We start from the raw sequence: 25,066 nt of genomic DNA on the forward strand, positions 1-25,066 counted from the left end.
AAAAAAACAATTTTCTTCCTAACTGTTACCTTTAAAGTTATTGCCTATTCCCAATTATCCTCCGGCCATACAAGATACAAGAAGCCCGCCTTCTGCCATATGACGCTGTGTATCTTTAAGCAGCTTTAGATTGTTTTATTACTAATCCCCGCTCTCTTTCAATCCTTTTTCTTACCTTTGCGTTTCAAATTAAGCAGATATGAAGAAAGAGAGTCAGACTATATTCGATAAAAATGTAATAGAATTCGTTACGGTAGCCGCAGAATTCTGTGCTTTTCTGGAACGTGCCGAGGGCATGAAACGTAAGGCTTTTGTCGATACAACCCTAAAAATACTTCCATTGCTTTATCTCAAGGCATCCATGCTCCCTAAGTGCGAAACAATAGGTGATGAAGCACCGGAAACTTATGTGACAGAAGAGATGTACGAAGTTTTACGTATAAACCTGTCGGACATTCTGGCTGAGAAAGACGACTATCTCGAAGTTTTCCTACCGGACATGGCATACAGCGACCAACCGATCAAGAAAAACATTTCGGAAGATCTTGCCGACATTTATCAGGATATCCGTGATTTTATTTTCGTATTTCAACTCGGTCTGAATGAAACGATGAACGATTCTCTTGCCATCTGCCAAGAAAACTTCGGAATGTTATGGGGGCAAAAGTTGGTAAATACCCTTCGTGCACTCCATGATGTGAAGTATAATCAGGAGCCGGATGAAGAAGAGGAGACTGAAGAAGAAGATGAGTATGAATCAGACAATGACCATTGCCATTGTGATGACGAAGACTGTCATTGCGAAGAGGGCGATTGCCACTGCCACGACCATGGCTGTCATTGCCACGACGATGAATAAGAAAAGAAAATGGTTATAAAAAGAACAATAAGCAAAGAAGAGATAAAGGAACTGCCGAAAGCTGTCTTTGAGGGACCGATATATGTGATCCAAAGCGAAAAGGAGGCCGACAAGGCAGTAGCGTATCTGCAGGCGCAACAGATATTGGGTATTGACAGCGAAACCCGCCCGTCATTCACCAAAGGGCAGTCTCATAAGGTAGCGTTACTGCAAATCTCGTCAGACGAATGCTGTTTCCTGTTTCGTTTAAACATGACAGGACTCACACAATCGTTAATAGGACTATTGGAAAACCCGGAAATAATAAAAGTGGGATTATCACTTCGTGACGATTTCATGATGTTGCATAAACGTGCACCGTTCAATCAGCAGGGTTGCATAGAACTACAGGATTTCGTACGTCCTTTCGGCATTCAGGACAAAAGTCTGCAAAAGATATACGGCATTCTGTTCAAAGAAAAGATTTCCAAGTCACAACGCCTATCCAACTGGGAAGCAGATGTACTGACGGATGCTCAGAAACAGTATGCGGCAACAGACGCATGGGCCTGCCTGAACATCTATAACCGGTTGCAAGAGCTAAAACGTACCGGCAACTTTGAAATAGAAGAAGCCACCGTAACCGCCGAAGACGAATCGCAGGCAAAATAGCCTTTCTTCCCTTTTCATAAATCATCATCATTCATAAATCATAATTCACAATGTATAAAGTATACTTAAAACCCGGCAAAGAAGAATCATTAAAACGTTTTCACCCCTGGATTTTCTCCGGTGCTATCGCCCGTTTTGACGGAGAACCGGAAGAAGGTGAAGTTGTGGAAGTATACACCTCTAAAAAAGAATTTATAGCCGAAGGACATTTCCAGATAGGAAGTATCGCGGTGCGCGTGCTCTCTTTCAAACAGGAGCCAATCGATTCCGACTTCTGGAAGCGTAAATTAGCAATAGCCTATGACATGCGCAAGAGTATCGGAATCGCCACCAATCCCACCAACGACACCTATCGTCTGGTGCATGGCGAAGGAGATAATCTGCCCGGCCTGGTAATCGATATATACGCCAAGACAGCCGTCATGCAAGCCCATTCTGCCGGTATGCACGTCGACCGGATGGCCATTGCCGAAGCTTTGTCGGAAGTGATGGGCGACAAAATAGAAAATATTTATTATAAATCAGAAACAACCCTGCCCTTCAAAGCCGATCTTTTCCCGGAAAACGGTTTTCTGAAAGGCGGAAGCACCGATAATATCGCCCGCGAATACGGTTTGCTGTTTCATGTAGACTGGTTGAAAGGACAGAAAACAGGCTTTTTTGTAGACCAACGTGAGAACCGGGCTCTATTGGAACGTTATGCCAAAGACCGTTCGGTACTGAATATGTTCTGCTATACGGGAGGATTCTCGTTTTATGCAATGCGCGGCGGTGCCAAGCTTGTCCATTCCGTAGACAGCTCGTCCAAAGCAATTGATCTGACAAACAAAAACGTCGAACTGAACTTCCCCGGTGACCCACGTCATGAAGCATATGCAGAAGATGCCTTTAAGTATCTTGACCGGATGGGTGACCAATACGACCTGATCGTTCTTGATCCGCCCGCTTTTGCAAAACATAAAGACGCGCTACGCAATGCCTTGCAAGGTTATCGTAAATTGAATGCCAAAGCTTTTGAAAAAATCAAACCGGGTGGCATACTGTTTACTTTTTCCTGTTCACAGGTAGTAACCAAAGATAATTTCCGTACTGCCGTGTTTACCGCAGCTGCCATGTCGGGACGTAGCGTACGTATTTTGCATCAGTTGACGCAACCGGCAGATCATCCTGTCAATATTTACCATCCGGAAGGAGAATACCTGAAAGGATTGGTTCTATATGTGGAGTAAGGCCCGATAACAGAATAAAGGAATTACCAAAGTTAATTAAGGTTAACAAACCGCAGATTTATAGCAAAACATTATGTTCTAAAACATAAAACCATTTATCTTTGCACTGTGTTTTTCATGGTATTAGATTTAAGGTTAATAAAGATTGGCTGTCTGGGATAGATAGCCTTCTTTTTTTTATATACCTGTCCCATCCCTATTTTCCTCTTGAAACAGGCTCTTTTCTCCACACTTTTGGTGCGCAATCAACGAAAAACATTATATTTGCAGCTATATTGAATAGTAACGAGCTACAAACGAAGTCGCATTGTACAGTAATACCACCTGACTAAAATTGCAGCTTATTACCCGTAACCTGTAACTAAATGAAAACAATATGAGCATCAAGTATCGATTGATTATTATGAACTTCCTGCAGTTCTTTGTGTGGGGATCGTGGTTAATTTCGTTAGGTGGCTATATGGGCGGTGTTCTGCACTTTGAAGGTGGACAAATAGGTGCCATCTTTGCTACAATGGGGATCGCTTCACTTATCATGCCGGGCCTGACAGGTATTATCGCCGACAAGTGGGTAAATGCCGAAAGACTGTACGGTATTCTTCACCTTTTGGGCGCAGCCTGTCTTTTCTATGCTTCCACAGCCACTGATTACAACCATATGTATTGGGCAATGTTACTCAACCTGTTGGTATATATGCCAACCTTGTCATTGGCCAACACCGTTTCATACAATGCTCTTGAACAATATAAATGTGATATCGTCAAAGATTTCCCTCCCATTCGTGTATGGGGAACTATCGGTTTCATTTGCGCCATGTGGGCGGTAGACTTGACAGGATTCAAATCCTCCTGTGCGCAACTTTATGTAGGCGGTGCGGCAGCACTCATTCTAGGTTTCTATTCTTTTACGCTTCCCGCCTGTCCGCCTGCCAAAAGCGAAAACAAAAATATGCTTTCCGCTTTCGGACTCGATGCACTGGTATTATTCAAACGCAAGAAAATGGCTATTTTCTTCTTTTTCTCCATGCTGTTAGGGGCTGCTTTGCAAATCACAAACAGTTACGGAGATCTTTTTTTAGGCAGTTTTGCTTCCATACCCGAATTTGCCGATTCATTCGGGGTGAAGCATTCCGTCATCCTGCTTTCTATCTCACAAATGAGTGAAACCCTGTTTATTCTTGCCATACCCTTCTTTTTGAGACACTTCGGAATCAAACGGGTGATGCTTATCAGCATGTTCGCGTGGGTATTCCGCTTCGGCCTTTTCGGACTCGGCGACCCGGGATCCGGACTATGGATGCTGATACTTTCAATGATCGTTTATGGGATGGCATTTGATTTCTTCAACATTTCGGGTTCTCTGTTTGTTGAATTAGAAGCCAAACCGGAAATCAGAGCCAGTGCCCAAGGACTATTCTTTATGATGACCAACGGATTGGGAGCCATCATCGGAGGATATGCCAGTGGTGCGGTAGTAGATGCTTTCTCGGTTTATTCGGATGGAATGTTAATCAGCCGCGAATGGCCGGATATCTGGTTTATTTTTGCGGGTTATGCATTAGTCATCGGAATTTTGTTTGCACTGGTTTTCAGATACAAGCATCAACCCGAAGAATTAAGTAAAAAATAACAATGGATAAAAAGATAGAATTACAAGTATTAAACATCTCCAACAGCCAGGCACAGGTAGGTGCCTATGCCTTGGTGTTAGGAGAAGTGGACGGGGAACGGCAACTGCCTATCATCATAGGTCCTGCCGAAGCGCAAGCCACTGCCTTATGTCTGAAAGGTGTAAAGGCACCACGCCCGTTAACGCACGATTTATTCTACACTTGCCTGAACATTCTGGGAACCAAAATGCTCAGAGTTCTTATTTACAAAGCAAAGGAAGGTGTTTTCTACTCGTACATTTATCTGCAAAAAGAGGAAGAGATTATCCGTATCGATTGCCGTACTTCGGATGCCATCGCACTGGCTGTGCGTTCCGACTGTCCGATCTATATTTATGAATCCATCCTCGATAGAGAGTGTATCCGTTTGGATGATGACGATGAACGTCCCGCAGAGAATCCGGATAAAGAAAATGAAACCAGTGACTCTACCAATATAAATTCATTGGAAAACGCATTAGAACAGGCTATCAAAGACGAAAATTATGAGTTGGCAGCCCGCTTGCGTGATGAGATAAACCGAAAAAAATAAAACCAGAATATGCACGTTTTTTATACCCCCGATATACTGACCAAACCGGAACTTCCAGAAGAAGAAGCACAGCACTGCACGCGTGTATTGCGTCTCGGTATAGGTGACGAGATTACCCTTACGGATGGTAAAGGCAATTTCTACCGTGCAGAAATCACTGCGGCGACTAATAAGCGTTGTTTAGTAAAACTGATTGAAACCATTCCGCAAGCACCTCTATGGTCGGGACATTTGCATATTGCCATGGCACCGACCAAGAATATGGACCGCAATGAATGGTTTGCCGAAAAAGCAACAGAGATCGGTTTCGATGAACTGACATTTCTTAATTGCCGCTTCTCTGAACGGAAAGTCATCAAAACGGAACGTATCGAGAAAATACTCGTATCTGCCATGAAGCAATCACTGAAAGCACGTTTGCCTAAATTGAACGAGATGGTGGAATTTGACAAATTCATAGCCCAAGATTATCCGGGACAAAAGTTCATAGCACACTGCTATGAAGGTGAAAAGCCCCTTTTAAAGGATATACTGGAACCGGGGAAGGACGCTTTAGTACTAATCGGCCCGGAAGGAGACTTCAGTGAAGAGGAAGTCAAAAAAGCGATCGGGAAAGGTTTCCGCCCTATTAGCTTAGGTAAATCGCGGCTACGAACAGAAACGGCGGCACTGATGGCAACAATGGTAATAAATAGCGATTAGCGAGCTGCGCTATCACTCCGCATGGCACTTATCACTAATCACTATTACTGAATACTTTTCACTTAAAAAACAAATAATTATGGTAAAGAAGATGATTTCCCGACTTTTAGTATCAGCAATGCTGATTGTATTCATTGCCGCATGTTCTCAAAAATCGGAATACACAAGTGCCATTCCGGCAGATGCCTCAGCTGTAGCGTCTATCAACCTAAAGTCTCTCGCTGACAAATCGGGCCTGAAAGACAAAGAAAACGAAGCAGCTAAACAAAAAATGATAGAAGCCTTGAAAAGCGGAACTACGGCGGCCACTTTCCAACAATTGGAGAAAGTATTGAACAATCCGAAAGAGTCGGGAATAGATGTGGACGCACCCGTTTACGTCTTCACCTCTCCTTCTTTCCCATACGCATCCTTAGTTACCAAAATACTCGACATCGATAAATTGCGTACTTCGCTGGATGTCATGGTAAAAGAGCAGATTTGTCAACCTGTGGAAGAGACTGACGGATATAGCTATGCCGTAGTGGCCAACCAAAACATATTCGCTTTCAACGAAACAACCGCAATGCTCGTGCAAGTAAACCGGAAATCGCAAATGGAAAATGCACAGAAAGCCATTGGTGAACTGATGAAACAGACTCCCGAAAAGAGTATCGCAGGCAACGCCGGTTTTCAGAAAATGCAGAAACAAAAAGGAGATGTCAACTTCCTGGCATCATTGGCCGCACTGCCACAAGCATATGCCCGCCAATTAAACATAGGACTGACAAGTATCAAGGTAGATCCCAAAGATATCATGGCCCTCGGCAACCTTAATTTTGAAAAAGGAAAAATAGCTCTGCAATTTGAATATTATACAGAAAACGAGGAAGCCAAAGCAATGCTGAAAAAGCAAGAAAAGGCAACTACAAAGCTAAACACAACTTTCCTTAAATATTTCCCGGCCTCAACGATTGCATTTATGAACATAGGAGCCAACGGGGAAGAACTATACAATTTATTGCAAGAAAACGAAGAATTCCGTAATACGGTATCCATTTCCAAAGCGGAAGAAGTAAAGGCATTGTTCGCCTCCTTCAACGGTGACATCTCTGCCGGACTGATCAATATAACCATGGGAAAAGACCCGGCTTTCGTAGCATATGCGGATGTGAAAAACGGGAATGCACTGAAAGCACTTTATGACAACAAGAAAGCATTGAATCTGAAAAGAGGAGAAGACATCGTGCTACTGAGTGATAATGAATATGTGTACAAATCAAGAGCCATGAACATTTTCTTCGGATTCAAAGATAACCAGATGTACGCCACCAATGACGAATTACTATACAAAAATATCGGCAAAGCGGCTGATAAGTCGATAAAAGATACCAGTTATGCATCGGACATGAAAGGTAAGAACTTCTTCTTTGTCATCAATATGGACGCCATTCTCGAACTGCCGATAGTGAAAATGATGACAGGCTTCGGAGGAGAAGAATACCAGACTTATTATAATCTTGCTTCACAAGTCAGCTATCTGGAAGTGAGCAATGTAAGTGACGGTGTAAGTGAAGTAGATCTTATTCTAAAAAACAAAGATACCAATTCGTTGAAACAAATCGTAGACTTCGTCAAGAAGTTTACCGGCATGTAATATTGAAGATATGAAAAGTATCCACCTGCGGCAGACACTTCCACAAGTGTTTGCCGACCGTAATTCTATCACATCGGATATCTGGCATAAAAATGTCGTATTCAGCAAGGGCGAGATGTATCTGATAGAAGCAGCATCCGGAACCGGAAAATCATCGTTATGCAGTTATATTTACGGTTACCGGAACGACTACCAGGGGATCATTAATTTCGATGAAACAAATATCAAAGCATATTCAGTGGAGCAATGGGTCAACCTCCGAAAACACTCGCTGAGTATGCTTTTTCAGGATTTACGCCTGTTTACCGAACTGACGGCACTCGAAAACATCCAGTTGAAGAACAACCTGACCGGCTACAAGAAAAAAAAGGAGATCCTTGCACTTTTCGAAACAATGGGTATTGCAGACAAAGTTCATATAAAGGCCGGCAAGTTATCTTTCGGACAACAACAACGGGTGGCCTTTATCCGGGCGCTCTGCCAGCCTTTCGACTTTATCTTTCTGGACGAGCCAATCAGTCATTTGGACGATTGTAATGGAAAGATCATGAGCAACCTGCTTCTGGAAGAAGCAGGAAGACAAGAAGCCGGAATCATCGTTACTTCCATCGGGAAACACATCGAATTACCCTATAATCATGTTTTACGCCTGTAATACAACCCAATTATGACACTCATCTGGAAGCTTCTTCGCCAACATATCAGCATCGGTCAACTTGCCGGTTTCTTTTTTGCCAACCTCTTTGGCATGATGATCGTATTACTCAGTATACAGTTTTATAAAGATATCATCCCGATGTTTACTGAAGGAGACAGCTTTATGAAAAAAGATTATATCATCGTCAGTAAAAGAATCAGTACGTTAGGATCTTTCGCCGGCAAAAGCAATACCTTCTCTCCGCAAGAAATAAAAGAACTGAAGGAACAGCCTTTCACCGAAGAGATAGGTATCTTTACCCCTTCACAGTTTAAGGTATCGGCAGGTCTTGGCATGCAGGAAGCCGGTATCCGCCTTTCCACAGATATGTTTTTTGAAGCAGTGCCCGATGAATTTGTCGATGTAAAACTCGACAAATGGCATTTTGACGAAGAAACGCGCAGCATACCTATTATTATCCCGCGCAATTATTTAAATCTGTATAACTTCGGTTTTGCCCAAAGTCGAAGTCTCCCCAAGCTTTCGGAAGGTGTAATGAGCCTGGTGCAGATGGATATCACTCTACGTGGTAACGGACAGACAGAGCAATACAAAGGCAACATTGTCGGTTTTTCCAATCGGTTAAATACGATATTAGTTCCGGAGTCCTTTATGGCATGGGCCAATAATAACTTTGCACCGGAAAAAGAAGCACAACCGGCACGTCTTATTGTTGAAGTCGGTAACCCTGCAGATGCTTCTATCGCCAAATACTTCCAACAAAAAGGTTATGAAACGGAAGACGGAAAACTGGATACCGGAAAAACCACTTACTTTTTGCGCCTAATCGTAGGCATTGTGCTCGGTGTCGGTTTATTCATCAGTATTCTGTCCTTTTATATCCTGATGCTAAGCATCTTCCTTCTTCTTCAAAAAAATACGACTAAGTTGGAAAACCTGCTACTGATAGGATATAGCCCTGCACGCGTAGCACGCCCTTATCAAGTCTTAACTTTAGGGCTGAACACCATTGTACTGGCCATCTCTCTCTGTTTGGTCGCCTGGATACGACATTCCTATACCGGTGCACTCTATCTATTGTTTCCACAACTGGAAATCGGATCGCTTTGGCCGGCCGTCAGCGTAGGCGTCTTCCTGTTTATCATTGTATCTGTCATCAATATTCTGGCAATCAGAAGAAAGATACTATCGATCTGGATGCATAAATCCTGATGTCTCCCGAGTATGGGTGATCCCCGAGTATGGATAATATTCCATCTCCATTGAGGATATGAATAGATAAGTTACTAACAATAGGATATAAACATCTTTTCCTTAGGAGAAAAACATCTTCGTATCCTATTCTAATCTATAACCGCAACTTTTGGTTTTACATCCAAAAGTTTTAGTTATACAATTACAAGTTTTAGTTTTATAACCAGAACTTTCGGTTATAGATTTTCTCTAACCTTAAACAACTTTATTACCGAAGGAAAGGTACTTCATAAAGGAAGAAATAGGATTTACAAATATATGTTCTACAAGGGTAGATCCCCACAGCTTCATCACACTACTCTGTATACTGATTAATGGTTGTTACATATCGGCAAACTTTTCCATTTCTATCCACACCTTCAATAACGACATCTTCCGGAGAGGTGCTGTCCGGAGTATATGAGTTGCTTGTAACAGACAGCAGAAAGTACAATGCCCTCAGGACGGACAGGAGGGAGATCAAAGCGCTTGATGACATGATCGGATGAGGTGAGAATGGCATGATAAGATTCCCCAGCTACCGGAGTCAAAGTAAATGATCCCATTCCGTCGTGCTCAGAGCAGATATGCATAAGAGTATCTCCACGCGCATTCAACACGTATCCGGCTGCTTCCCTCGACAGTCCGTCCGCTCCCAGGATTTTGAATGCTATGTTCTGAAGCAGAACAGGCGACAACGGGCCTCCCTCCGGGAAAAAAGCAGCATCAAAATCATTGGAAAACACCGGTAGATAAAAAGTCCTCCGATAGATATACTCAGGGCTGTCGAATTTCACTTCAATCCTTCTCCGTCCCGGCTCTTTAATCCGGCTGAGCAATATATATATTCGTCCGTAATCGTCGGTTTTCTCTCTTCCGCGCTTTTGTGAAGTATCGATATTTCACCGGTATATTACTTAACGCCTTGCTTCCGCTACGGGTAAAAAAGAAACGATACTGTCCGGGGTGCTTTGTGCCGGAAGTGTCCGAGAATAGACCAACCATAATTGAATAGAAAAGACAACAACCAAATACCGGCTCGCTTTAACAGAAATATATTTTTTCATCGTAACTTATCTTTCTTTGATCTACTTTTTTTCTTCATTAGCTTACTAAGCTTCGTTCTTTTGTTCGCTTTATAAACTCTTTTATATCTTGGATCGTTGTCATTTAGAATGAAACGATCTCCGGTAAACTCTATTATTTCATAAACAGACAAAATATTCTTACCGGACAATGTCACCCAGTAACGTCCGCGTTTCATATTACCAACTTTCTCATGTTCAAAAACAGAAGGAACAGAATCAGAAAGATAATAAGGATAAGTCCCCCAATAGCTACATTCGTATTCATTAGGATAATGAGTAGCATAGAATGGATTGTTGCTCCGTCCATAAGCCAAAATAGAAACCGAATCTTTATCAAAATGATAATAGATTAGAAAATTAGTATTTACTTGCCATATCCAATCCCGACGAGTCAAGGCTTTCAAAGTCAGTTCTCTTTGTGTTTGGGCATGCAAACTTAGGCTGCAAAAACACAGTGTACAGACAGCCATTAAAAAGATAAATATTTTAATACTTTTCATCAAGGGTTTATTTTAAGTTGTTCCCGTACCTTCTTTTTCATTTTACTTATAAACCTCTTTTTCTCTGCTGTATAGACAACGGGATGCCCTCCCCCGATACTTCTATGCAAAGAGTCCAAACAAAGCCTTATTACAAGAGAATCGGATGTTAATTTCATTATTTCAAAGACATCCGTGTCCCGTCTTCCTCTTTCCACAATATATTTTCCATTCTTCACCATCCCGACACTATCCTCTTGATAGGAGCGTACAATTGTATCAGAAAGATAATAATCACGGCATCCACTTAACTCTTCCTGCTTAGAAAAGAAAGTACTACATTGCTCTCTTTGATCATATTGCTCATACACAAGACTACCTATCCTGAAAGCTTCTTTATATACCCAATACTTATTTTGCAATAAATCCATTGTTGTAGGAGCAGGTTTCTGAGCACACAAAAGTGTCCCTATCCACAAATTTCCAACTAACAACAGTAAAGCTTTATAATTCATTTTGTTCTATTTTTGAAAATATTAATTTCATCAAAGATAGCCCTGAAAGATTCTTTCAAGCAATCATCTTCAGGGGCTATCACTTTAAGATCAGTTTTTAATAATTTATCATTTTCTATCTACCATTTTTTTCAACTCTTTCTTTTTAATTGCCCTATAGAATGTTTCATTTTTTGAGTAATTATCTCTTAGGACAAGACTATCCTGATCAATTTTTACTATCTCAAGAACAGATGACATAATAATTCCTCTTGTAGATAACACCAAATAGTGCCCTCGTTTCGTATTATTAACTTTATCATATTCAAAAACGGTAGGAATAGAGTCTGAAAGATGATAAGGATGAGACTCGGAGTGAATACTATTATATTTATTTGGAATATGAGTATTAAACCTCCAACTCCAACTGCTACGACTATACATTGTTGCAGTAACAGTCTTTTTATCAAAATGCATATAAATAAACATGTTATCAGAACATTGCCATATCCAATCCCGATGAGTCAAACTTCTGATAGTTGTTTTTCCTGTTTCTTGGGCATCTAAATTTAGACTACAAAAACACAGTGTACAAACAGCCATCAAAAAGATAAATATTTTAAAATCCTTCATCAAAAATTTATTTTAAATTAGATATACTAAAATAATAATCGCCTAAGAAAAAAGACTCTGGAGCTTCTCTCCAATGTCCGACTTCAGGATCCATATAGATGAGATCGCCATTCGTATGATATCCTATCACTAATACATTATGTGCAGAATTAGCCATTTCTGAAGGGATATCCACCATAACAACATCACCTCTATCAATGGAACTCTTAAAATCGGAAAAAGGATTCAACTCGAAGTTCTCTCCTACAAAATCTGCCAATAAGGATAATTCTACACCTCCTGTTTCAGTATTAAAATAAGTATCAATAGTAATATCAAATCTCCCTTTGGAATTTGCCAAATTTATATATTCTTGAATAAGCTGTCCTTCTTTCTTTATATTAATGTGATCTCCAAAAATTCTATAAATTAATTCCATTACAGCAACAACACATCCATTAGGCAACTGTTTCTCCATCGTTGCCGGCAATTTTCCAACCACAATTTTATCTCCAACTTTAGATTCAAAATCTTTTCCTTTTGCAGGTGGAGTAAGTGGAGGAGGATTATACCCTCCGGAACCGCCATCATGAGGTTCATTTATATATCCGTCATTATCATGATTATAGCCATCCTCGTTATTATTAGGATAGTTATCGTCAGGGTGCTCTACCCAGCCACCACCAGGAGGATAATCCCCCCAATCCGGTTTAGGATCAGGTGTCACAATTATATCCGGGAATGTTCCTCCATCATAGAGCGGATCATCTTCCATTCCAGCACGCGTAGCAGGTGGAGTATAGAGTTGAGGAGTTACCTCGTACCGTGCAGGTATTGATCGGAAAACCAATCTGTCAGCATCCGGAAAATCATCCCACCGTTTTTTACGTATTTTGCTTACCACTTTTCCTCTTTCATATTTCCATCCGTTTACAAATTTACCATTTAAATCATGGAATAATAATAGTCATCAAAAATCCTGTTTCTGTATTCGTTTTATAGTTTTTCATATATACAAAACGAGTATATGAACGACGATATTTCCATTCTTTTGTCTGTTGATAGAAATCCCAATTCTCTTTCGTCACAAAATCCTGACATACACGATCCGTTAAATCTACATCTACAACTAATAAAGAATCATTCCGGTTTATAGCGTAAAATTCCCAACTGGGACTATCTGATAGAACCGGAATAGGATTCACATCAAGATTATCACTACGGGTTTCCATTCCGTGAGCAATCTGTTGCTGGTTATACCAGTTTCTCGCAATATCAAGATCTGACTTTATATCGATATCCCTTGATTTATTTGTCAAGATATCGTAGTCCTCCGTACATGCACACAATAGTAGTATGATTAAAGATACTCCTTTTAAATTTTTTAAATGATTCATGTTTTTATTTTTAATTAATTATATATTAAAATTACAATCTCCTGATTACATCACAAAACACCTCCTTTCTTTGCCTGTTTCAAATAATTGCTCACTCTCTTCTTTATAAAATTAGTCTTGGCCGAAACTATTTTAACAGGCATATTAATGATATTCTGTGCAGTCTCCAGAGCCAAATCATCTCTTCCAGTGGCCACATATATCCGAAAAAGTTCATATAAGGGAAGTAAACGGCAAGGAATCATATTAGAAGCTGTTTTAAAATACCCTTCTGCACAATGCATATTTTCCATTTCTAAATAATTATATCCTTGAAGTAACTGTACATCATAATCATTCATCTTTTTACTGCATTTCAACAGGATATCATTACTTTTTCTGTATTCTCCTGCTTGGTGTAACACAACACCATAATTATATAAGAAAGCAGATTGTTGTCCCAGAAAAGAATTTTGATACAACTCTTCATAACCACACATATTTTTTACATCGCAAGGATTTTCACTCTTCAATAAGTCAGTCCATTTTATGTCATAAAATCCTTGATAAAATGTATTTATTAAAAGAATAGTTGAGAGAAAAAAGACAATCCATCGATGTACTTTTACTTTTACTATTCTTCTATTATCTGATATGAGCGGATGAAGTATCAGTATAAAAAAAGAAGATATAAATACTACCCTTACAATCTCATATTCAAACGAATACGAGAAAAAAGAACATATTGCTATCGCGACAAGACTCCAAAATGCACTTTTTTGTTCCCGGGTACTATGCCCATAATAGCTGTTAATAGAATAGACTATAATACCAATAATCGGAATAAAACCAATTATACCTCTTTCCGCCACAACCTCTAAGTATTCATTAAAAGGATGGCGAATATTATCACTCAACAGTATAGCCCAGAGTTCATTGGAATGTTTTGTAAGAAAACACGCTTGATCTAACATATACCAAGCCGTGAATTCTCCTGCTCCCAATAAAGGATTATCAATAATGGTTTGGGCACAACATCTCCAAATCAAAAGTCTTCCGTTTGCAGAATCAGGCTTCATTAAATAAAGTAGTACCAATAATAATCCCACGCAACATACAAATAGAAGTTTTCTCTTTAAAAAATAACCCAAAAAAATAGCAATCATTGCAAGTATAGCTGCTCTGGCATTAGATAGAATAATGGAAATCACGACCATTACACAAATTATAATTGACATATTACGACTCAATTTACTTCTTGAAGAAAAGAAATAAAAAGTAAAAGGCAATAAAGCAGCTAATACAGCCGAAATACCAGCCGGATTATCAAATGTAGCTGTTATAACAAATGTAGAACTATAAGAGCTAAAAATACCGAACAGTTGCAAAAAAGCAATCAAACATACGCTGCCAGCCAAACTTATTAACAAGAAGTAAAACGGGGAATAATATGAATGATTCGCAAAATAATAATATAATAGTAACAATACCATATTATCTGTAAAAAAGAGACTAACCGAATTATAATTTAAGGAAGATGTAAGCACCCAACTAATTCCCCAACATAGGTATAAAGCTATCAAAGAAACAGGTATATGAAATATCATGCCTTGGTATTCCAGAATGGATATAATAATCCCCAATATACCCAACAAACACCCTATCCAAAGCAAAATCGGAGTATGAAACCTGTCTGCACACCAATCCGGTATAAAATAAACAGTCCCTATAAATAAAAAGGAAATGCAAACGAATATTATCTTAAAAGAAATATCGTGATTATGTTGCAAGGATGTTTCAATACAATTCTTCATCAGTATTATATCAGGTGAATTGAATAAGTACAATTTTATAAGCTAAATTAGATTCAAGATTTATCAATACAACAACAGCTACATAAATTCATTTATAAACACCTGCCGGCCATTCCTATAAAAAAAGGGCAATTCTTCTTTTCCTTTATCTAAGTTCATCAACCAATATATGGTATTCGCCGGAACAGAATCAATATCTAAAAAGTTATATTCTGAAATTACTTCCTTAAATTCAACCCACTGATTATTTTGATAATACAACAATCGATAATGACACCCTGGTTCTATGACGTTCGTTGCAGTTCGGGGTAAGAGACGAATATGAGTTATACAAACTGGCTGCTTAAAATCCATACCGAAGAAGCCCCACCTTGCAAAAGTTTCCGGATTACCATCATAGGCTTTATAATACAAAACTCCCGTATGCATCGGCTCGCCATTTATTCTCTTCAGTGATTTACTTTCCACTGACATATCATTAGTTTTAAACACCGGTAATGCAGACGGTCTATCTGTATTATGACCAGCAGCATCTTCTCCTAAAAATTCCAATTCGGCAATGTCTATCGGCACGCTATCACGATGAAGCCGGTAATAACGGTACTTCTTGTTATTTCCCAATATGTATTCTTGCCAATACGGATCCGGAACTTCACAAATGGTGTATAAAGTATCGTATGGCCCCGTCCATTGGTCGCTACCTAAAATACGTGTACCTTTCAGATTCCTTCTGTCGTGCACCAAATGTCGTTTGGAAGGGTATTTACGCAATAGATGCATCCGGACGGTTTGAGCCGTATCGCATTTCAATTCTTCCTTAATGGCACAATCGGTGATGCTGTCTTTACGCAATATAAATGGCTTTCCGAAAGGAACAATTCGTCCATCTTCGGCTATATAAGATGGAAAAAAAAGCATATTAAATGGAATCTTCTTAAAAGTAACGCTATGTTTCCAACTACTAATTTTACCCCATGCCACAGGAGACAATTCTTCCTTAGTATTGAAAAATGAGAGATAAGCCAATCGGTTAGAAGTATTAACATGCATCGGTATCGTTATTTCCGTACATTGATGATATCTGTCCGTCACATCCTTAATAGTAGGAACATCGAAAACAGAAGGAAGCATCTCATCCTCGTTTTTCAGAAAATAAGGAGAATCTTTCATCGCAGCAAATGTTCTTTGGTACACTTTACCGACATATTTCAAATCTAAAGGCCAATCTTCCAACAAATTATTGTAGGGAGGAGTATACGGTTGGAGTACATCGGTAGAGTCTGGAGATGCACACCAGTAATGCCTGCTATCCTTATCGGGCCATTGTGGTGTGAACTCGTATACGGTAGGTATACCGCAAGCACGGAAATAGTTGCAAGTGTAAACAGCCAGATTACTGCAATCCATTTTGAATGCAGGAATAAAAAGATCGAACGGACCTATATGTTTATCAGAAATCACCTGCCTGTTCATCTCCTTTTGCCACCGGACATATTTTTTATAATTCTCAATAACTTCATAAATAGTTCCGGCATTGCCAGTAAACAGTTTATCATAGATGATTGACCTTAGCATCGGTTTATTTCCGACAAAATCCTCATCGACAGTGCGATATGGCAGAATCCACTCTTTAAAATCATCAAAAGATATGCTTTTGAGCAACGGAGAATGCTGCCATTCATAAAAAGCATCATCTATATTCTCTATCAGAAATTCTGCTGTAAATCTTTGAATATCATCTAACGTATTAACTTTATCATGCGGAAAGGCCAACGAAGCGTATTGTTGTCCCAAAACCTTTGTCAATGAATCATTATGATTGGCATCAGGAATTAGAGTTCCCATGGAATCAACCATTTTAAAATACGTAAAATACGATTTTGGTAACTCTATATTATATCCACTTTTATGATATGGCATATTACTTATCAGAAAGCAAGCAGCTTTAAACTTCAATCGGTCGTTACTCCTATAATGCTCTAAAACCCGGACTAACTCTGCCCGGTTATTGCCTAATACAGAAAGAGCCTTTTCCACTTCTTCGGGATAAGAAGAACAAGACGAAAAACAAAACATACATACTACATGAAAGATAAACAATATCTTATTATAAGCCATAGTCTTAGATTTACAAAATTTTCATACAGCAAAAGTAGATACATTCCAACAATCTGATGTTCGAAAACATTCTTTCTTTTTCTAAAAACATACCGAATCGAACGATATAAATACAAATCAAGAAAAGCCGATCGATGGATAAAAGATTTAATTGTCCACCTAAAATATCAGGAAGCACACTTAACAAAAAGAATTTCAAACAATTAGCCTGTCCCCCATTATTCATGAAAATATTTATAAAGTTTATAACATGATTTTACCCTCTCCTCTCCATTTTTCGCAGCCTTTTTCCTATCTTTGTCCGCATCTATTATTAATAAAGAGAATAAACTATGCCGGACTATGATTTAATCGCCATTCTTGGTCCCACCGCTTCAGGGAAAACCCCTTTCGCCGCCGCACTGGCATCGGAACTAAACACCGAAATCATCAGTGCCGATTCGCGACAAATATACCGGGGCATGGATTTGGGAACAGGCAAAGATCTTGCCGACTACACCGTCAACGGTCGTCAAATCCCCTATCACCTGATTGACATCGCCGACCCGGGTTATAAATACAATGTATTCGAATACCAACGGGATTTCCTGAAAGCCTATGAGGCAATCAAACAAAAAGGCTGCCTACCTGTTCTATGTGGAGGAACGGGAATGTATCTGGAATCGGTATTGAAAGGATACAAGCTAATGCCGGTACCCGAAAACACGGAGCTGAGGACAAGATTGGCCGATAAGTCGCTGGATGAATTAACCGCAATCTTGAGTCAATACAAAACGCTTCACAATTCCACAGATGTAGATACAGTGAAAAGAGCTATCAGGGCAATTGAAATAGAAGAGTACTATGCTGCCAATCCGGTAGCAGAACGGGAATTTCCACAACTCAACAGCCTTATCATCGGTGTAGATATCGACCGTGAATCGAGAAGGGAAAAAATAACCAGACGGCTGAAACAGCGATTGGAAGAAGGTATGGTAGATGAAGTACGACAACTGCTCGCACAAGGTATTCCAGCCGAAGACCTGATCTATTACGGATTAGAATACAAATACCTGACACTGTATGCCATTGGAGAATTGAATTATGAAGAAATGTTCAGCCAACTGGAAATAGCCATCCATCAGTTTGCCAAGAGGCAGATGACCTGGTTCCGGGGGATGGAACGACGCGGATTTACTATCAATTGGGTAGACGCAACGCTATCGACAGAAGAAAAGATAGCCTTCGTAAAGCAGAAACTCGAAGGGATTTAGTATCTTTGGCATCAGAAAGATAATAAGAATAATCCCGCAACAGAGAAAGCATAAAGGGAGAAGTTAAAAAAGAATCACTTGTAATCAGGCGATTCTGCATAGAGGCAGCGAGAAGCGAAAGGTGATAAGAAAATAACATATAGGAGCAATGAGCGTAGAAGCTGGAAAATGGGGGGTGATCTATAACCCTAAAGCCGGGACACGGAAAGTGCAAAAACGATGGAAGGAAATAAAAGAGTACATGGACCAGAAGGGTGTGGCATACGACTATGTGCAATCCGAAGGTTTTGGCTCGGTAGAACGGCTTGCCGGAATTCTTGCCAACAATGGATATACCACCATTGTCGTAGTGGGAGGTGACGGTGCATTGAACGATGCCATCAACGGTATCATGCTTTCCAATGCCGAACACAAAGAGGACATTGCCATTGGAATTATTCCAAACGGTATCGGAAATGATTTTGCCCGATACTGGGATATCGGAATGGACTATAAGCAAGCAGTAGACTGGATTATCAAAAACCGCCATAGAAAAATAGACGTGGGATTCTGTAATTTCTACGATGGTGAAAAGCATCAGCGCCGTTATTTTTTGAATGCCATTAACATCGGGTTCGGTGCACGCATCGTAAAAGTAACCGATGGAACCAAACGTTTCTGGGGAGTCAAATTCTTGTCTTATCTGGCAGCTTTCTTCCTGTTATTCTTCGAACGAAACCTATATCGGATGCATCTCCGCATTAACGACGAACACATCCGAGGACGTATCATGACGGTATGCGTAGGCAGTGCCTGCGGATACGGGCAAACTCCCAGTGCCGTACCCTACAACGGTTGGCTGGATGTTTCGGTTATCTATCGCCCCCAACTCCTGCAAACCATGTCAGGATTGTGGATGTTAATTCAAGGACGGATATTGAATCATAAAGTGGTGAAAAGTTACCGCACCAAAAAGGTAAAGGTGCTCCGTGCCAGAAATGCCGCAGTTGACTTGGACGGACGAATCTTACCCAAACATTTCCCATTGGAAATCGGTATTCTACCGGAGAAAATTACATTAATCATACCGGATTGATAATGATTCAATGCGCCAGTATGTCAATGTGCCAATTATAAAGAATAACCAAACGGGTGAATGGACAAACACAGGCGAAATGGATCAGTAAACGAATGGGAAATGCAAGATCAAAAAGGTTAGGAAGTAACCGGAACTTTGATAAATTTACATATTATACATTATGATAGAGCAATTAAAAAACAATCCCGCCGGCAATTTCTTTTTACTTGCCGGTCCCTGTGTGATAGAGGGAGAAGAAATGGCAATGCGTATTGCCGAACGAGTAGTAAACATCACCGATACTCTAAAAATTCCGTATATATTCAAAGGATCCTATCGTAAGGCCAACCGTTCTCGTCTCGACTCATTTATGGGAATAGGCGATGAAAAAGCACTTAAAATTCTCAAGAAAGTGCATGATACTTTCGGTGTTCCTACCGTTACCGACATCCATTCTGCCGATGAAGCGACAATGGCTGCCGAATATGTGGATGTGCTGCAAATACCCGCTTTCCTTTGCCGCCAAACAGATATCCTGATTGCAGCAGCCAAAACAGGAAAAGTAGTGAACATAAAAAAAGGGCAGTTCTTATCTCCCATGGCCATGCAGTTTGCAGCCGATAAAGTGCTGGAAGCCGGCAACAAAGAAGTGATGCTTACCGAACGCGGAACGACATTCGGTTATCAAGACCTGGTCGTTGACTATCGTGGCATTCCCGAAATGCAGACATTCGGTTTCCCTGTTATCCTGGATGTTACTCACTCTTTACAGCAACCCAATCAGACCAGTGGAGTAACAGGCGGCATGCCACAATTGATCGAAACCGTAGCCAAAGCCGGAATCGCGGTGGGTGCTGACGGGCTGTTCATCGAAACACATGAAAATCCGGCGGTAGCCAAAAGCGACGGTGCCAATATGTTGAAACTCGATCTTTTAGAAGGATTGCTCACTAAATTAGTAAGAATCAGAGAAGCGATAAAATAACGAGCAGCGATTTAGTGATAAGTGATTAGCGAGTAGCGATAAAATCGCAAAGAGTGCTAACCAATGACCTTGTATAGCGCAGCCCGCTTATCACTAATCACTATTTTTATTTCTCTTTTTTGTGATTTATCCCACCCCTCTCCGACAGATAATGCAAAATACTCATTAAAATTCATTATATATGAAACAATTACTTCATGGTTTATTTGTTGCAGCCGCAATCGTATGCTGCAGCTTCCAGCAGGTTTTTGCCCAGCAATTGCCTCCTGTTCCTGTAGATCCGAACGTACGTATCGGTAAACTCGACAACGGACTAACGTACTATATCCGTAAAAACGCACTTCCGGCAAACCGGGCTGATTTCTACATCGCACAGAAAGTAGGTTCAATCCAGGAAGAAGAAAGCCAACGGGGTCTTGCCCACTTCCTGGAACATATGTGCTTCAACGGAACGACCCACTTCCCCGGCGATGCCCTGAAACAGTATCTCGAACATATCGGCGTGAAATTCGGAGAAAACCTGAATGCCTATACTTCAGTTGACGAGACTGTCTACAATATCTCGAACGTCCCTGTCACCATGCCGGGAGCAATCGATTCTTGCCTTCTAATCCTCCATGACTGGTCTAATGATCTGACTTTGGATCCCAAAGAAATAGACAAGGAACGCGGCGTCATCAATGAAGAATGGCGTACCCGCATGAGCGCCATGCAACGTATGCAGGAAAAAATGCTCCCGCAGATGTTTGCCGGAACGAAATATGCCACCTGTTTCCCGATCGGTACGATGGATGTAGTAATGAACTTCAAATATCAAACATTGAGAGATTACTACGAAAAATGGTATCGTCCCGACCTACAGGGCATCGTTGTCGTAGGTGATATCGACGTAGATGCAGTGGAAGCCAAAATCAAAACAATGTTTGCCGATATCCCGGCACAACCCGATGCAGCCGAACGTATCTATTATCCGGTAAATGACAACAAAGAACCTATCATCATTATCGAACAAGATAAGGAACAACCTCATATTCAAGTGCTCGTATTCAACAAACACGACGCTACCCCCGACGACCAAAAGGGTAATATGGGATATCTGGTACAAAACTATGCTACCAACCTTATCAGCAGTATGCTGAACGCCCGCCTGAACGAATTGACACAAACGGCTAATCCTCCGTTTATCTATGCCGGTACTTTCGAAGGCGATTTCTTTGTGGCTAAAACGAAAGACGCATTCACCGGTGTAGTCGTTTGTAAAGAAGGCACCGTAGAAGACGGCATCGCCAATCTGTTACGCGAAATGGAACGTGCCCGTCAATTCGGCTTTACAGAAACAGAATACAACCGTGCCCGTGCCGAATACCTCCGCCAGTTGGAATCCGCTTACAATGAACGTGACAAACGTAAAAATGAAGAATACGTAAACGAATACGTTCGCCACTTCCTTGATAAAGAACCGATTCCGGGCATTGAAAACGAATATGCCATCATTAATCAGATCGCTCCGAATATCCCGGTAGCGGCACTGAATCAAATGATGCAGGCTTTGGTGACAGATACCAACCAGGTAGTTGCCATCTTCGGCCCGGAAAAAGAAGGTATACAGATGCCTACTAAAGATGCTGTATTGCAGACTCTGAAAGACGTAAAAGCCGAAAAATTAACGGCTTACGTAGACAAAGTATCCGATGAGCCATTAATGGCCGAGAAACCCCAAGGCGGAAAAATCATTTCCGAAAAAGAAAATCCTATTTTCGGAACCACCGAGCTGACTCTGTCCAACGGTGTAAAAGTCATCTTAAAAAAGACAGATTTCAAAGCTGACGAAATTCGTATGAAAGGTACCAGCCTGGGTGGTAGTTCACTGTTCCCCGACTCGGAAATCATCAACATCAAATCACTCGATGCTATCAGCGCAGGAGGTTTGGGTAATTTCAGCGCAGTAGACCTGGAAAAGGTTTTAGCCGGAAAGAAAGCATCCGTCAACTACGGTATCGGCGATAAGACAGAGAACGTAACCGGTAGCTGTTCTCCTAAAGACCTTGAAACTATGTTGCAGCTCACTTATCTCACCTTCACTGCCCCACGCAGAGACGATGACGCTTTTGCTTCTTACAAAAACCGCAATAAAGCTGCCCTCCAAAATCAGGAACTCAATCCGAATGTGGCATTTGGCGACTCCATACAGGCTGCCATCTATATGCACCATCCGAGAGCTATCCGCATGAAATCCGATATGATCGACAAAATCGATTATGACAAACTCATGGAAATGTACAAAGACCGCTATAAAGATGCAAGCGACTTTACATTCATTTTCGTTGGGAACATCGACATTGCAAAAGACAAAGACCTCATTGCCGAGTATCTGGGTGCCCTCCCTGCCATCAACCGCAAAGAGACATTCAGAGACACCAAACTGGAAATGCGTAAGGGTACTTACAAGAATGAATTCATCAAACAGCAGGAAACGCCGAAATCATCCGTGTTCGTGGTTTACAACGGTAAATGCAAATACAATCAGAAGAATAACATCCTGATGAGCATGACCAGCCAGATCCTTGATTTGGTATACACAGAGAAAGTCCGCGAAGAGGAAGGCGGCACATACGGAGTATATGTAGGCGGCAGTCTTTCTAAATATCCGAAAGAGACAGCGCTCCTGCAAATTATCTTCGACACGGCTCCCGACAAAAAAGACAAGCTGATGAAAATAATCTTTGCCGAAGCTGAAAATCTTGCCAAAGCAGGTCCGTCGGATGCCAATCTTAAAAAGGTAAAAGAATATATGTTGAAAAAGCATACCGAAGATTTGAAAGAAAACAGATTCTGGCTGGGTAGCATCGACGAATATATCTTCACCGGAGTAGATATGATAAAGGACTATGAAAATCTGGTCAACAGCATCACAGCAAAAGAAGTCCAGAAATTTGCCGATGATTTGATGAAACAGAAGAACGAAGTAGAAGTCACGATGGTTAGCCCTGAAAAGAAATGATGCTTTTTAACGAATTGCGCAAACACGGTAAACTGGCTGCCAAGCGGCACCCGATGTACGATAAAAACCGGTTCGGAAAATACGCCATGTATGCCATGGCGGTTTTCTGGGCAGCGTATCTGATCTTCTTCGGAACCACTTTCGCTTTTGCATTCGATACGAATAGCATGGAGCCTTACCACATCATGAACAGTGGTCTGGTATTTGTCCTTGCACTCGATTTCATATTGCGCTTTCCGCTACAAAAGACCCCGACACAGGAGGTAAAACCTTACCTCCTGATGCCGGTCAGGCGGAACAGGGTAATTGATTTCTTATTGATCCGTTCCGGACTGAGCAGCTACAATCTTATCTGGCTCTTCATGTTCGCACCATTCGCTATCATCACCATTCCGAAATTCTTCGGGCTTTGGGGAGTTCTCACCTATTGTGCCGGTATCTGGCTGCTAATGGTCTTCAACAACTATTGGTTTCTGTTGTGCCGCACACTGATCAGTGAACGAATCTGGTGGGTACTGTTGCCTTTGGCCGTATATGGAGGCATTGCCGCCGCCATTTTCATTCCCGAAGACAAGAGCGTGGTTGCCAACTTATTCATTGATCTGGGCGAAGGATACATCGAAGGGAATTTATTGGCTTTCATCGGTACATTAGCGGCAATCGCCCTCATGTGGCTTATCAACCGGAAACTGATGGCAGGCCTGGTGTATGCAGAACTGAACAAAGTGGAAGACACGAAAGTCAATGCTTCCGAATACAAGTTCTTCGAAAAATACGGAGAAGTAGGCGAATATATGCGTCTGGAACTAAAAATGTTGCTGCGCAACAAGGTTTGCAAAAACTCGCTCCGAATGGGCATTCTGGTCGTAATAGCTTTCAGCCTGTTACTGAGTTTCACCGAAGTATACGACGGTACAGGTATGAAAAACTTTATTACAGTTTACAATTTCGCCATTTTCGGAATTCTCTTCCTATTGCAAATTATGAGTTACGAAGGTAATTACATCGATGGGCTTATGAGTCGTAAAGAGTCTATCTATACCTTACTCCGTGCCAAATACATACTATACAGTATCGGTATTCTCATTCCTCTCATCCTGACGATACCGGCAATGGCCATGGGTAAAATCAGTGTACTGACTTCCATCTCATGGGCAGTGTTTACCATCGGCTGTATCTACTTTTGCCTGTTCCAACTTGCTGTTTACAACACCAAAACGATACCCTTGAATGCCAAAATCACCGGCCGGCAAAACTCCGGTTCAGGATTGCAAAGTCTGATTAGCGGCGCCACTTTCGGTATCCCATTGCTACTTTATGCCTTGCTCAAAATTTGGTTGGGAGAGACTACGACTTCATGGGTGTTGCTCGTTATCGGACTGGGATTCATTCTCACTTCGCGCATATGGCTGAAGAATGTATACAACCGGTTTATGAAACGCCGTTACAAAAACATGGAGGGGTTCAGAGACAGTAGACAGTAGGAGATTTATGATTTATGAATTATGAATTAATTAGTGGAATGTAAATTCCGGTGATGCCTAATAATAATTTTCCGAACCATAAATCATAATTCATAAATCATAAATCCTTTAACTCATCAATCATAAATCTTAATT

23 protein-coding genes are annotated in these 25,066 nt (G+C 40.9%); 14 read left to right on the plus strand and 9 right to left on the minus strand.

What is annotated here, in order from left to right; genetic code table 11:
• The first annotated feature begins 199 nt into the window (after positions 1-199).
• The 9 genes from HMPREF1532_RS03795 (at position 200) to HMPREF1532_RS03835 (ending at position 9,149) form a co-directional block, all read left to right on the plus strand.
• A complete protein-coding gene (locus tag HMPREF1532_RS03795; RefSeq protein WP_005925063.1) occupies positions 200-859 on the plus strand; it encodes a DUF5063 domain-containing protein in 660 nt (219 codons plus the stop codon).
• Positions 860-868: 9 nt separating this feature from the next.
• The gene (locus HMPREF1532_RS03800; protein WP_005925065.1) at positions 869-1,510 is read left to right on the plus strand and encodes a 3'-5' exonuclease; all 642 of its coding nucleotides are present in this window, start codon (positions 869-871) and stop codon (positions 1,508-1,510) included.
• A gap of 50 nt (positions 1,511-1,560) precedes the next feature.
• Entirely contained in the window at positions 1,561-2,739 is a 1,179-nt protein-coding gene (locus HMPREF1532_RS03805) for a class I SAM-dependent rRNA methyltransferase (RefSeq protein WP_005925068.1), read from the plus strand.
• A 376-nt stretch (positions 2,740-3,115) separates the two neighbouring features.
• Entirely contained in the window at positions 3,116-4,369 is a 1,254-nt protein-coding gene (locus tag HMPREF1532_RS03810) for a nucleoside permease (RefSeq protein ID WP_005925070.1), read from the plus strand.
• Between the two features lie 2 nt (positions 4,370-4,371).
• Complete coding sequence (locus HMPREF1532_RS03815; protein WP_005925073.1) at positions 4,372-4,941, plus strand: bifunctional nuclease family protein; 570 nt, start codon at positions 4,372-4,374, stop codon at positions 4,939-4,941.
• Positions 4,942-4,950: 9 nt separating this feature from the next.
• A complete protein-coding gene (locus HMPREF1532_RS03820) occupies positions 4,951-5,643 on the plus strand; it encodes a 16S rRNA (uracil(1498)-N(3))-methyltransferase (protein WP_005925076.1) in 693 nt (230 codons plus the stop codon).
• 79 nt (positions 5,644-5,722) lie between these two features.
• Positions 5,723-7,279, plus strand: coding sequence for a DUF4836 family protein (locus HMPREF1532_RS03825; RefSeq protein ID WP_005925079.1), 1,557 nt, complete (start codon positions 5,723-5,725; stop codon positions 7,277-7,279).
• Positions 7,280-7,289: 10 nt separating this feature from the next.
• Positions 7,290-7,934 carry an ATP-binding cassette domain-containing protein gene (locus tag HMPREF1532_RS03830; RefSeq protein ID WP_005925081.1) on the plus strand — a complete coding sequence of 215 codons (645 nt, stop codon included), beginning with the start codon at positions 7,290-7,292 and terminating at the stop codon, positions 7,932-7,934.
• A gap of 9 nt (positions 7,935-7,943) precedes the next feature.
• Complete coding sequence (locus HMPREF1532_RS03835; protein ID WP_148359702.1) at positions 7,944-9,149, plus strand: ABC transporter permease; 1,206 nt, start codon at positions 7,944-7,946, stop codon at positions 9,147-9,149.
• A gap of 401 nt (positions 9,150-9,550) precedes the next feature.
• On the opposite strand, the gene HMPREF1532_RS03840 is transcribed toward HMPREF1532_RS03835, so the two are convergent.
• The 9 genes from HMPREF1532_RS03840 to HMPREF1532_RS03870 all read right to left on the minus strand — a co-directional run bounded on the left by HMPREF1532_RS03840 (position 9,551) and on the right by HMPREF1532_RS03870 (position 16,878).
• Positions 9,551-9,967, minus strand: coding sequence for a hypothetical protein (locus tag HMPREF1532_RS03840; RefSeq protein ID WP_147398872.1), 417 nt, complete (start codon positions 9,965-9,967; stop codon positions 9,551-9,553).
• Positions 9,968-10,087: 120 nt separating this feature from the next.
• Positions 10,088-10,237, minus strand: a complete 150-nt coding sequence (locus tag HMPREF1532_RS21255) for a hypothetical protein (RefSeq protein ID WP_153881779.1) — start codon at positions 10,235-10,237, stop codon at positions 10,088-10,090.
• The gene (locus HMPREF1532_RS03845) at positions 10,234-10,758 is read right to left on the minus strand and encodes a hypothetical protein (RefSeq protein ID WP_005925086.1); all 525 of its coding nucleotides are present in this window, start codon (positions 10,756-10,758) and stop codon (positions 10,234-10,236) included. Before HMPREF1532_RS03845 ends, HMPREF1532_RS21255 begins: the two co-directional genes overlap by 4 nt.
• On the minus strand, positions 10,758-11,252 hold the full coding sequence (locus HMPREF1532_RS03850) for a hypothetical protein (RefSeq protein ID WP_005925089.1): 495 nt from the start codon (positions 11,250-11,252) through the stop codon (positions 10,758-10,760). Before HMPREF1532_RS03850 ends, HMPREF1532_RS03845 begins: the two co-directional genes overlap by 1 nt.
• A gap of 108 nt (positions 11,253-11,360) precedes the next feature.
• Positions 11,361-11,864, minus strand: coding sequence for a hypothetical protein (locus HMPREF1532_RS03855; protein ID WP_005925092.1), 504 nt, complete (start codon positions 11,862-11,864; stop codon positions 11,361-11,363).
• Positions 11,865-11,871: 7 nt separating this feature from the next.
• A complete protein-coding gene (locus HMPREF1532_RS21690; protein ID WP_244266401.1) occupies positions 11,872-12,618 on the minus strand; it encodes a C39 family peptidase in 747 nt (248 codons plus the stop codon).
• Between the two features lie 175 nt (positions 12,619-12,793).
• Complete coding sequence (locus HMPREF1532_RS21695) at positions 12,794-13,240, minus strand: hypothetical protein (protein ID WP_005925099.1); 447 nt, start codon at positions 13,238-13,240, stop codon at positions 12,794-12,796.
• A 50-nt stretch (positions 13,241-13,290) separates the two neighbouring features.
• The gene (locus HMPREF1532_RS03865) at positions 13,291-14,637 is read right to left on the minus strand and encodes an O-antigen ligase family protein (protein WP_224206952.1); all 1,347 of its coding nucleotides are present in this window, start codon (positions 14,635-14,637) and stop codon (positions 13,291-13,293) included.
• A 474-nt stretch (positions 14,638-15,111) separates the two neighbouring features.
• A complete protein-coding gene (locus HMPREF1532_RS03870) occupies positions 15,112-16,878 on the minus strand; it encodes a hypothetical protein (RefSeq protein ID WP_224206951.1) in 1,767 nt (588 codons plus the stop codon).
• Positions 16,879-17,483: 605 nt separating this feature from the next.
• Between HMPREF1532_RS03870 and miaA the strand changes: the two genes are divergently transcribed.
• The 5 genes from miaA to HMPREF1532_RS03895 all read left to right on the plus strand — a co-directional run bounded on the left by miaA (position 17,484) and on the right by HMPREF1532_RS03895 (position 24,931).
• Complete coding sequence (gene miaA, locus HMPREF1532_RS03875) at positions 17,484-18,404, plus strand: tRNA (adenosine(37)-N6)-dimethylallyltransferase MiaA (protein ID WP_005925111.1); 921 nt, start codon at positions 17,484-17,486, stop codon at positions 18,402-18,404.
• 148 nt (positions 18,405-18,552) lie between these two features.
• On the plus strand, positions 18,553-19,479 hold the full coding sequence (locus HMPREF1532_RS03880; protein WP_005925113.1) for a diacylglycerol/lipid kinase family protein: 927 nt from the start codon (positions 18,553-18,555) through the stop codon (positions 19,477-19,479).
• Between the two features lie 163 nt (positions 19,480-19,642).
• Positions 19,643-20,446, plus strand: a complete 804-nt coding sequence (kdsA, locus tag HMPREF1532_RS03885) for a 3-deoxy-8-phosphooctulonate synthase (protein ID WP_005925114.1) — start codon at positions 19,643-19,645, stop codon at positions 20,444-20,446.
• A gap of 181 nt (positions 20,447-20,627) precedes the next feature.
• Positions 20,628-23,447: a M16 family metallopeptidase gene (locus HMPREF1532_RS03890; RefSeq protein WP_005925120.1), complete on the plus strand. Its 2,820-nt coding sequence runs from the start codon at positions 20,628-20,630 to the stop codon at positions 23,445-23,447.
• On the plus strand, positions 23,444-24,931 hold the full coding sequence (locus HMPREF1532_RS03895; protein WP_005925123.1) for a DUF5687 family protein: 1,488 nt from the start codon (positions 23,444-23,446) through the stop codon (positions 24,929-24,931). Before HMPREF1532_RS03890 ends, HMPREF1532_RS03895 begins: the two co-directional genes overlap by 4 nt.
• The last annotated feature ends 135 nt before the right edge of the window (positions 24,932-25,066 follow it).

It is taken from the genome of Bacteroides salyersiae WAL 10018 = DSM 18765 = JCM 12988 (assembly GCF_000381365.1).
In the GTDB taxonomy this organism is placed as follows: Bacteria; Bacteroidota; Bacteroidia; order Bacteroidales; family Bacteroidaceae; genus Bacteroides; species Bacteroides salyersiae.

Bases quoted from the DNA above. Each gene is read 5' to 3' on its own strand.
- HMPREF1532_RS03795 (WP_005925063.1), top strand. From the start codon at position 200: ATGAAGAAAGAGAGTCAGACTATATTCGATAAAAATGTAATAGAATTC.
- HMPREF1532_RS03800 (WP_005925065.1), top strand. From the start codon at position 869: ATGGTTATAAAAAGAACAATAAGCAAAGAAGAGATAAAGGAACTGCCG.
- HMPREF1532_RS03805 (WP_005925068.1), top strand. From the start codon at position 1,561: ATGTATAAAGTATACTTAAAACCCGGCAAAGAAGAATCATTAAAACGT.
- HMPREF1532_RS03810 (WP_005925070.1), top strand. From the start codon at position 3,116: ATGAGCATCAAGTATCGATTGATTATTATGAACTTCCTGCAGTTCTTT.
- HMPREF1532_RS03815 (WP_005925073.1), top strand. From the start codon at position 4,372: ATGGATAAAAAGATAGAATTACAAGTATTAAACATCTCCAACAGCCAG.
- HMPREF1532_RS03820 (WP_005925076.1), top strand. From the start codon at position 4,951: ATGCACGTTTTTTATACCCCCGATATACTGACCAAACCGGAACTTCCA.
- HMPREF1532_RS03825 (WP_005925079.1), top strand. From the start codon at position 5,723: ATGGTAAAGAAGATGATTTCCCGACTTTTAGTATCAGCAATGCTGATT.
- HMPREF1532_RS03830 (WP_005925081.1), top strand. From the start codon at position 7,290: ATGAAAAGTATCCACCTGCGGCAGACACTTCCACAAGTGTTTGCCGAC.
- HMPREF1532_RS21255 (WP_153881779.1), bottom strand. From the start codon at position 10,237: ATGAAAAAATATATTTCTGTTAAAGCGAGCCGGTATTTGGTTGTTGTC.
- HMPREF1532_RS03845 (WP_005925086.1), bottom strand. From the start codon at position 10,758: ATGAAAAGTATTAAAATATTTATCTTTTTAATGGCTGTCTGTACACTG.
- HMPREF1532_RS03850 (WP_005925089.1), bottom strand. From the start codon at position 11,252: ATGAATTATAAAGCTTTACTGTTGTTAGTTGGAAATTTGTGGATAGGG.
- HMPREF1532_RS03855 (WP_005925092.1), bottom strand. From the start codon at position 11,864: ATGAAGGATTTTAAAATATTTATCTTTTTGATGGCTGTTTGTACACTG.
- HMPREF1532_RS21690 (WP_244266401.1), bottom strand. From the start codon at position 12,618: ATGGAAGATGATCCGCTCTATGATGGAGGAACATTCCCGGATATAATT.
- HMPREF1532_RS21695 (WP_005925099.1), bottom strand. From the start codon at position 13,240: ATGAATCATTTAAAAAATTTAAAAGGAGTATCTTTAATCATACTACTA.
- HMPREF1532_RS03870 (WP_224206951.1), bottom strand. From the start codon at position 16,878: ATGGGAACTCTAATTCCTGATGCCAATCATAATGATTCATTGACAAAG.
- miaA (WP_005925111.1), top strand. From the start codon at position 17,484: ATGCCGGACTATGATTTAATCGCCATTCTTGGTCCCACCGCTTCAGGG.
- HMPREF1532_RS03880 (WP_005925113.1), top strand. From the start codon at position 18,553: ATGAGCGTAGAAGCTGGAAAATGGGGGGTGATCTATAACCCTAAAGCC.
- kdsA (WP_005925114.1), top strand. From the start codon at position 19,643: ATGATAGAGCAATTAAAAAACAATCCCGCCGGCAATTTCTTTTTACTT.
- HMPREF1532_RS03890 (WP_005925120.1), top strand. From the start codon at position 20,628: ATGAAACAATTACTTCATGGTTTATTTGTTGCAGCCGCAATCGTATGC.
- HMPREF1532_RS03895 (WP_005925123.1), top strand. From the start codon at position 23,444: ATGATGCTTTTTAACGAATTGCGCAAACACGGTAAACTGGCTGCCAAG.